General features: G+C 77.4%; 5 protein-coding genes and 1 rRNA gene. 2 read left to right on the top strand and 4 right to left on the bottom strand.

What is annotated here, in order from left to right; all coding sequences use genetic code 11:
• The 4 genes from J5O08_RS19935 to J5O08_RS19920 form a co-directional block, all read right to left on the bottom strand.
• Positions 1 to 102 (bottom strand): 16S ribosomal RNA (locus tag J5O08_RS19935); the annotation flags it as partial.
• A 693-nt stretch (positions 103 to 795) separates the two neighbouring features.
• Positions 796 to 1,734, bottom strand: coding sequence for a tetratricopeptide repeat protein (locus J5O08_RS19930; RefSeq protein ID WP_218708659.1), 939 nt, complete (start codon positions 1,732 to 1,734; stop codon positions 796 to 798).
• Positions 1,735 to 1,770: 36 nt separating this feature from the next.
• The gene (locus tag J5O08_RS19925; RefSeq protein WP_255590277.1) at positions 1,771 to 2,805 is read right to left on the bottom strand and encodes a hypothetical protein; all 1,035 of its coding nucleotides are present in this window, start codon (positions 2,803 to 2,805) and stop codon (positions 1,771 to 1,773) included.
• Positions 2,802 to 4,595 carry a hypothetical protein gene (locus tag J5O08_RS19920; protein WP_218708658.1) on the bottom strand — a complete coding sequence of 598 codons (1,794 nt, stop codon included), beginning with the start codon at positions 4,593 to 4,595 and terminating at the stop codon, positions 2,802 to 2,804. The genes J5O08_RS19925 and J5O08_RS19920 overlap by 4 nt, the downstream gene beginning before the upstream one ends.
• 220 nt (positions 4,596 to 4,815) lie before the next feature.
• On the opposite strand from J5O08_RS19920, the gene J5O08_RS19915 reads away from it, so the two are divergent.
• Together J5O08_RS19915 and J5O08_RS19910 are read left to right on the top strand one after the other, a co-directional pair.
• Complete coding sequence (locus J5O08_RS19915; protein ID WP_218708657.1) at positions 4,816 to 7,011, top strand: hypothetical protein; 2,196 nt, start codon at positions 4,816 to 4,818, stop codon at positions 7,009 to 7,011.
• Positions 7,008 to 7,496 (top strand): hypothetical protein, encoded by a 489-nt coding sequence (locus tag J5O08_RS19910; RefSeq protein ID WP_308161183.1) that lies wholly within the window; start codon positions 7,008 to 7,010, stop codon positions 7,494 to 7,496. Before J5O08_RS19915 ends, J5O08_RS19910 begins: the two co-directional genes overlap by 4 nt.
• Positions 7,497 to 7,570: the final 74 nt, after the last annotated feature.

The following is a 7,570-nucleotide window of genomic DNA, read 5'->3' as shown; positions in this document are numbered from 1 at the left end:
TCGCCACTGATCCACCCAGCAAGCTGGGCTTCACCGTTCGACTTGCATGTGTTAAGCACGCCGCCAGCGTTCGTCCTGAGCCAGAATCAAACTCTCCGTAGATGTCTCATTGGCAACCACCACCCGAGAGCGGCGATCCACCGACACACGAAACGACCCCCACCCGCTGGCGAGCGAGGATCAGTCAATTCGGCTGCTAAAGAAGCCACCCGACGGGGTCGGAAGGCTTCCGTATCAACCAAGACCCACCGACACCGAACGACCAACCCCGAACGGGGCGGCCACCCGAGCCGATGAACCATCTTGGCATCAACTACTAGGCACACTGTTGAGTTCTCAAAGAACAGACGCGCATCCTTCGTTCGCTCTTGCGAGCTCCTGACCGGAGGCAACCGTTCAAACTTATCCGATCCGCTCCGGCCGGTCAAGTCCGTGTGGACCGTCCCGATCCTCGTGGATCGTCCCGCGGCGCGGCGATGTCCGGGCTCATGCGTCCCGTTGAGGCCGTACCAGGGGGTGGTCGTCCGCGGGACCAGCCACCGGGTTGATCCTCGGTGTCCGTTCCTCCCTGCCGGGCGACGAAGAAGAACATTACGCACGGCCCGCAGGGACCGTCAACTCGGGACGCCGTGACGGCGGTCACCCCCGATCCCTACCCTCACCTGCGGCGTTCCTCCGGCCGGTCCCCCGCGCGGGCCGGCGAGACGACGCGGGCCCGCCCGACCACGGAGGTCGGACGGGCCCGGTCGGCGGTCGCCGCGCTCCCCCCACCCGGAAGGGGCCGGCGGCCTGGAGTCAGTACAGGGCGCTCGCCAGCGCGCGGCGCGCGGCCGCGACCCGGGGGTCCTCGGCGCCGACGACGTCGAACAGCTCGACCAGCCGCACCCGGATCCGCTCGCGGTCCGGGCCGAACGTGACCCGGACGGTGTCGACGAGCCGCGCGAACGCGTCCTCGATCTGGCCGCCCAGCACGTCGACGTCCGCCACCGCCAGCTGCGCGTCCACGTCGGACGGGGCATCGGCGGCCGTCTTGCGCACCTCGGCGAGGTCGACGTCCCGGGTCCGGCTCAGCAGCCCGACCTGCGCCAGACCCGCGCGCGCCATGTCGTCGCGGGGGTTCTCCTTGAGCGCCTGCTCGTAGGCAGCGGCCGCGGCCGGCAGGTCGTCGCGCTCGATCGCGTCGTACGCCTCCTGGTGCAGCGGCGGGAGCGGCGGCTCCTCGGGCTCGGCCGGCGCCGGCTCCGCCTCCTGGGCCGCGACCGTGCCCGTGATGCCGTTGGCGGCGGCGGCCTCGAGGACCTGGTCGAGCACGCCCCGCACCTGGTCGGCCGGCGGTGCGCCCTGGAACAGCGGCAGCGGCTGGCCCGCCAGGACGGCGACGACGGCCGGGACCGACTGCGTCTGGAACGCGGCGGCGACCTGCGGGTTGGCCTCGGAGTCGATCCGCGCGAGCAGGAGTCGCCCGCCGTACTGGTCGGCTAGCGCCCCGAGGTCGCGGGCGAGGTTGATGCTGGTCTCGCTCCACGACGCCCACAGCAGGACGACGACCGGGTGCTGGGTCGAGGACTGCACCAGGGCCGGGAAGCCCTCGGTGTCGACGTCGACCGTGTACGGCCCCGGCGTCGGCAGCCCGCCCGGGGTGCCGGGCGCGGGGGTGGCCGGGCGCCCGAGCCCGGAGAGGTCGACCGCCCCGCGCACGTTGAGGCGCGGCTCGTGGGCCGGGTTCTGGCTCATGCCGAAGTGCTCCTGCTCTCGCGTGCTCTCACGTCATCACTCACCGGTGACCGCCGTGCGGGCGTGCTCCGCCGCCAGCACGGTCACCTGCTGCGCGCCGCCCGCCGGGGGCACGTACATCGCTACCACGTCGGTCCAGGTCCGGACCAGGTTGCTCGACACGCTGCCCTTGCCGGCGAGGGCGGCGTCGAACGGGTCGTTCAGCGTGATGCTGCCCTGGGACAGCGTGACGGTGGTGACCGTCGTCAGCTGACCGACCACGATCGCCCCGCCGTCGGCGGTGCGCAGCGCGGTCACCGCACCCGCCTCCGGGGAGACCGTCTCGGCGACGGTCGCCACCGCCTGCAGGCTCGCGGTGGTCTGGTTCCGCGCCTCGGTGATCGCGGTGCGGAAGAAGTCGGCCGGGAAGGTCGCCGCGGCCGCGGACGCGTCGCCGTTCGTGAGCACGTCCGCGTACTGCGCCATCGCCTCGGTCGGCGACAGCAGCAGCGACGTGCCGTCGTCGGCGGCCACCGGCTCGCTGCCCTCCTCGGGCGTGGCCGTCGGCGGCATCTGCACCGACGGTCCGAGCCGTGCCCAGCTCCACAGCCGGTACGGGTCCCGCGGGCCGTCCTGCATCAGGACGAGCAGCAGCGGCGCCTGCAGGTCGTCGGGCTGCGTGGTCACGACCATCTGCGTCCGCGGCCAGCTGGTGGTGTCGGGGGTGATCGTCGTCTGCGCGGTCGTCGGGATCACGACCGGAGGACGCTCGCCGTTGGTCGCGGTGGCGCGGACGTACTCCGCCGAGCGGATCGCGAGCGCCGGCCCGACGAGCCGGGCGCCGAGACCCGAGGCGTCGAGCGCCTCGTCCCCGGCCGCGAGGACCGTCCCGACCTGGTCGAGCACGTCGGTCGACTGGGCGACGGTCAGCGCCGGCGGCGGGACCGCCGGCACGGCGTCGGGCGTCGGCTCCGGCACCGGGTTGGCGCAGGCCGCCAGACCCAGGGCCGCGACGACGGCGACCGCCGTGCCGGCCAGACGGCGGCGCAGCCGCGCGGTGCCGGGGCGGTGCCCCGTGGTGCGTGCGGTCATCGGCCCTCCTCCGGGGTGTCGTCGTCCTGCGGGGTGGCGGCGCCCTCGTCGGTGCTGGGGAACCCCCACATGCGACGCCAGGCGTCCGCGCGCTGGGCGCGGGTGGCGGCGTCGTCCTCGGCGGCGGCACCGGGCCCGCCGGGCGCGGCCCCCGGACGCGGCGCCGGCGCGGAGGGCGTCGGCGCACCCGGGACGCGGGGGGCGGCGGGCGACGACGCCGTACGCGCACCGGGCGGGGCGGACGGAGCGGGTGCCGGGGACCCGACCGGACCGGAGGCCGGGCGGGCGGCCGGGCCGGGAGCGGGCGCCGGGGCCCAGGACGCCGTGGGCGCCGGGCCGGCAGACGAGCCCGCGGCGGGTCCGGAGCCGGTCGCCGCGGGGTGCGCCGGTGACGTCGCGGCGTCGTCCGTCCGCGAGGGAGCCGGCTCGCCCGTGCCGGAGCGGCCTCGGCGCCGCGGGAGGCGGTCGGCGAGCCCCCGACCGGCCCTGGCCGGGCGGGCGTCGGCGTCGGCGTCCGCGGCGGGCGGGGCGGCCGGGGTCGACGACGCACCAGCGGCGTCCGCCGGGGCGGCCGGCGTCACCGGCAGGGTCGTGGTCGCGTCGTCGCGCGGACCGGACCGGGGCGCGGCAGCGCGGGCAGCCGGGCCGCTGCCGGTCGTCGCGGGCGCGTCCGGGGTCGGCCCGGGGACGGCGGTGGCCGTACCGGCGCCCGCCGGGGTCGCGTCGGGGCCGGTCGCGGCCGCATCCGTGCCCGCCGGGGTCGCACCCGGCGCAGCCGGCGTCGCCCCGGTGACCACGGGCGTCGCCCCGGTGACCACGGGCGTCGCCCCCGTCACCACGGGCGTCGCCCCTGTCACGGCCGGCACGGAGCCGGTGGGCGTCCGGCCGCCGCGCTTGCGGGCGGCCGCCGCGGCGGCCTCGGCCTCACGGATCTGCCGGCGGGTCAGCGGCGCCCCCGGCGTGACGGTGCCGAGCGGGATCGCTCCGTCGGGCCCGGCCGCCGGGACACCGCCCGCTCCACCCCCCTGCGCACCGGCAGGGAGGGGAACCGTCGCGAGCGTCCCGGTGCTCACGTCGGTCCAGCCGGCGTCGGGGCCCTCGCGCCGCTCGCGCAGGATGCGCACGAGCAGGATCGCGGCGACCGCCAGCAGCAGCACGCCGAGCGCGACGCCCGGCCACAGCCACGGCGTGGTGACGGTCTGCGGCCAGGACAGGTCCAGCACCGGCGCGCTGTCGCCCAGGCTCACGGCGAGCAGCGACCAGCGGCCCTCCTGGGCCGGCCACTCGAGCGTCGCGGTGCCGTCGCCGGCGACCTCGGCGACCCACATGTCGTTGCCGGTCGGGTCGGCCGCGGTCGCCGCGGCCGCGCCCGCGTCCTCGCTCGCCGTCGGCGACGGGGCCGCCTCGGCGGCGGCCTCCTCGGTCGCGGACGCGGACGGGCTCGCGGACGGCTCCGCCGCGTCCTGGCCGGACGTGGTGGCGAGCGTGTGCCAGTCGGACAGACCGGTGACCCGCTCGTACGGGTCGGCGCCCACCCAGGCGGTGACGTCCGTGTCCCGGCCGACCGCGAGCACCACCGGCGCGCCGTCGGCGCGCACGGTCACGGTGACGGGGTCGCCGGCGAGCTCGAGCACGCCGGGGTCGGTCACGAGGGTCCGGGTCTGTCCCCCGGGCGCGGCCGTGGCCACCAGCGGGTCGTCGGCCCGCCAGACGGTGGCGGAGGCGACGCCGAGCCCGATGGCCGCGACCCCGAGCACCCCGAGGACGGCGGCGATCAGTCGTTGGAGCACGCATCTTCCTCTCGAACGTGACGTCCCAGGATAGGCGGACCACCTCGGGGTCCGGGCAAATCGGGCCTGCTGCGGGCCGGGTGCGTGCCCGGCCGACGGGTGTCCCGGGCCGTGGCGCTGCCGATACCCTGGACGGCGGACGCGGGCCGACCGACGCCCCGAGCCTCCCGCCCGGAGGCCGTCCCCACAAGCGCTCGCGCGCGCTCGCAGGAGGAACTTCGTGGCAGAGGACCGTACGCCCTTCCCGGTGGTCAACTTCCGTGGTTACGACCGCGGACCCGTCGACACCCGGATGCAGGAGCTCGAGCGCGCGCTGCAGGACGCCCGCAGCCAGGTCGCCTCGATGGACGAGCGCGTGCTGCAGATCTCGGGCGAGCTGTCCGAGGCGCACCGCCAGCTCCGCGAGGCGGAGCGGCCGACCTACTCGGGACTGGGCTCCCGCATCGAGATGCTGCTGCGGTCCGCCGAGGAGCAGTCGTCCGACGTCGTGCAGCAGGCGAACGCGCAGGCGTCCGACGCCCTGGCCCGTGCGCGGCTCGCGGCCGGCCAGCTCCGTGCCCGCGCCGAGAACGAGGTCGCCGAGCTGCTCGCGACCGCGCGCCGCGAGGCGACGGAGGAGCGGTCGACGGCGCACACCGAGGCCGAGAGCGCGCTGACCGGCGCGCAGCGACGCGCGGAGGAGCTGGTCGGGTCGGCGGAGCGCGAGGCCGCCCGGATCCAGACCGCCATCCAGACCGAGGAGAGCGAGCGCCGCGCGACGCTGGAGCGCGAGCTCGGCACGCTGCGGGCGACGGTCGAGCGCGAGACGACCGAGCTCCGGATCAGCACCGAGCAGGCCGCGGAGGAGCTGCGCACGCGCACCGAGTCGGAGACGACGGCGATGCGGGCCGAGGCCGAGCGCTACGACCAGGACCTGCGTCAGGCCGCCGACGCCGAGACGACGGCGCTGCGGCAGCGCGTGACCGCGGAGCTCGCCGAGCTGCGCACCGAGGCCGAGCGCTGGGCCGCGATGCAGCGGTCGGTGGCGGCGACGGAGATCGCCGAGGCGCGGCAGGCCGCGGCCGAGGAGTCCCGCGCCGTGCGCGCCGACGCCGCCGCCCAGGCCGACGCCGTGCGGTCGGCCGCCGAGCGGGCCGCCGCCGAGACCCAGCAGCGGGCGACCGCCGAGACCACCGCCCTGCGGGCCGAGGCCGAGCAGTACTCGGGCTTCGTCCGGGCGACCGCCGACCGCGAGACCGGTGAGCTGCGCGCGGCCGTGGCCGACGAGATCGCGGCCGCCCGGCAGGAGGCCGAGCAGGCGCTCGCCGCCCTGCGCGCGGAGTCCGAGCAGTACGCGAGCGAGCTGCGCGCCACCGCCGAGCGCGAGACCACCGAGCTGCGCGAGCGCACCGAGCACGAGGCCGCCACCCTCCGGGCGCTCGCCGAGCGCGAGACCACCGAGCTGCGCGAGCGCACCGAGCGCGATGCGGCCGAGCTGCGCGAGCGCACGGAGCGCGAGGTCGCGGAGCTGCGCGAGGCCACCCGCCTCGACGTCGAGCGTCAGCTCACCGAGGCGAACCGGGCCGCGGACGAGGTCCGGTCGACCGCCCGCGCCGAGGCCGACGCGCTCACCGCGCAGGCCCGCCAGCAGCTCGCCGACGCCGAGCTGCAGATCGCCGCGCAGCGCGAGGCCGCCGAGCGCGCCGACGCCGAGCGGCACGCCACGGCCCGCGCCGAGACCGAGAAGCTCGTCTCCGACGCCGAGGCGCACGCCGCCGACGCCGAGCAGCGGGTCGCCAAGGCGCTCGAGCAGGCCGAGAAGATCCGCGTCGACTCGCAGAACCACTCCAAGGAGCTGCTGTCCAACGCCCGCGCGAACGCCGACCGCGTCGTCGCCGAGGCCCGCGAGCACGCCGAGAAGACGCTGTCCGAGGCGATGGCCGAGTCCGAGCGCGAGCGCACGACGTCGCAGCGGCAGGTCGAGGACCTGAACCGGCAGCGCGAGTCGATAACGTCCTACCTGGACGAGCTGCGCAACCTGCTCGGCCACGACCCGGCGCCGAACCGCACGACGCTGGAGAAGGCCGACGCCGCCCAGGCGCAGTTCGACGCGAAGCAGGCCGCCCGCCCTGCCGCCCGCCCGGCCCGCGGCAAGGGCCGGCCCGCCCCGGTGTCGGCGGCGACGCCCGCGGTCCCGGCACCCGCCGGGGCGAAGGACGACGCGAAGCCGGACGCGGCGGCGGACGGGGCGAAGGACGCCGTCGGCGCCGAGGCCGCCGCGGACGCGACGGCCACCGCCGAGGCTGCCCCCGCCCCGACCGCGCAGGACGCCGAGCGCCCCGCCGCCGCGAAGGAGGCGGCGCAGGCCGCCCAGCAGCCCGCCGACAGCGCCGAGACCTCCGAGGACGAGGCCGCGGCCGCGCCGGCCGAGAAGTGAGCGAGCGCGACGCGTCGTCGGTCCCCGCCGGGGCCGACGACGCGGGTGCGCCCGACGCGCCCGCCGATCGCGCCGCCGACTGGCGGTCCCGCCGCCGCGAGGCCGCCGACGCCCACGAGGCCGCCCTCCGCGCCCGGCGTCAGGCCGAGTCCGCCCGCGCCCGCGAGCTCATCGCGCGGTTCGTCGCCGACGCCCGCGACCGGGGCGTCGCCCCCGAGCCGCTGCACGCGCAGGGCTACGGCGGGCGTGGTCGCTACCGCACGCCTCTGGAGGGCTGGTACCTGCGCCGGGACCGGACGGTCGCGATCGGCACCGACGGCGGCTTCTACGTGCTGACCGTGCCGCCGTCGCTGGCCGCGCGGCTGCGCGGGGTGCGGCCGGAGCCGCAGGACCCGCCGCTCGTCATCGGCGCGGGCGGCAAGGACGGCGAGTCGCTGGACCTGCCGGTCGCGCTCGCCCGCGCGCTCGGCGACGACGCGGCCTGACGCCGCGCCGCCCCGGCCGGGCCCGGCCGGCGGCGCCTGCGTCCGGCTCCGCTCGCGGCCCCGGACCCGGCCCG

The sequence above is a fragment of the Cellulomonas sp. PS-H5 genome (assembly GCF_019265565.1).
Classification (GTDB): domain Bacteria; phylum Actinomycetota; class Actinomycetes; order Actinomycetales; family Cellulomonadaceae; genus Cellulomonas.
This window is presented reverse-complemented; position numbering and strand designations above follow the sequence as displayed.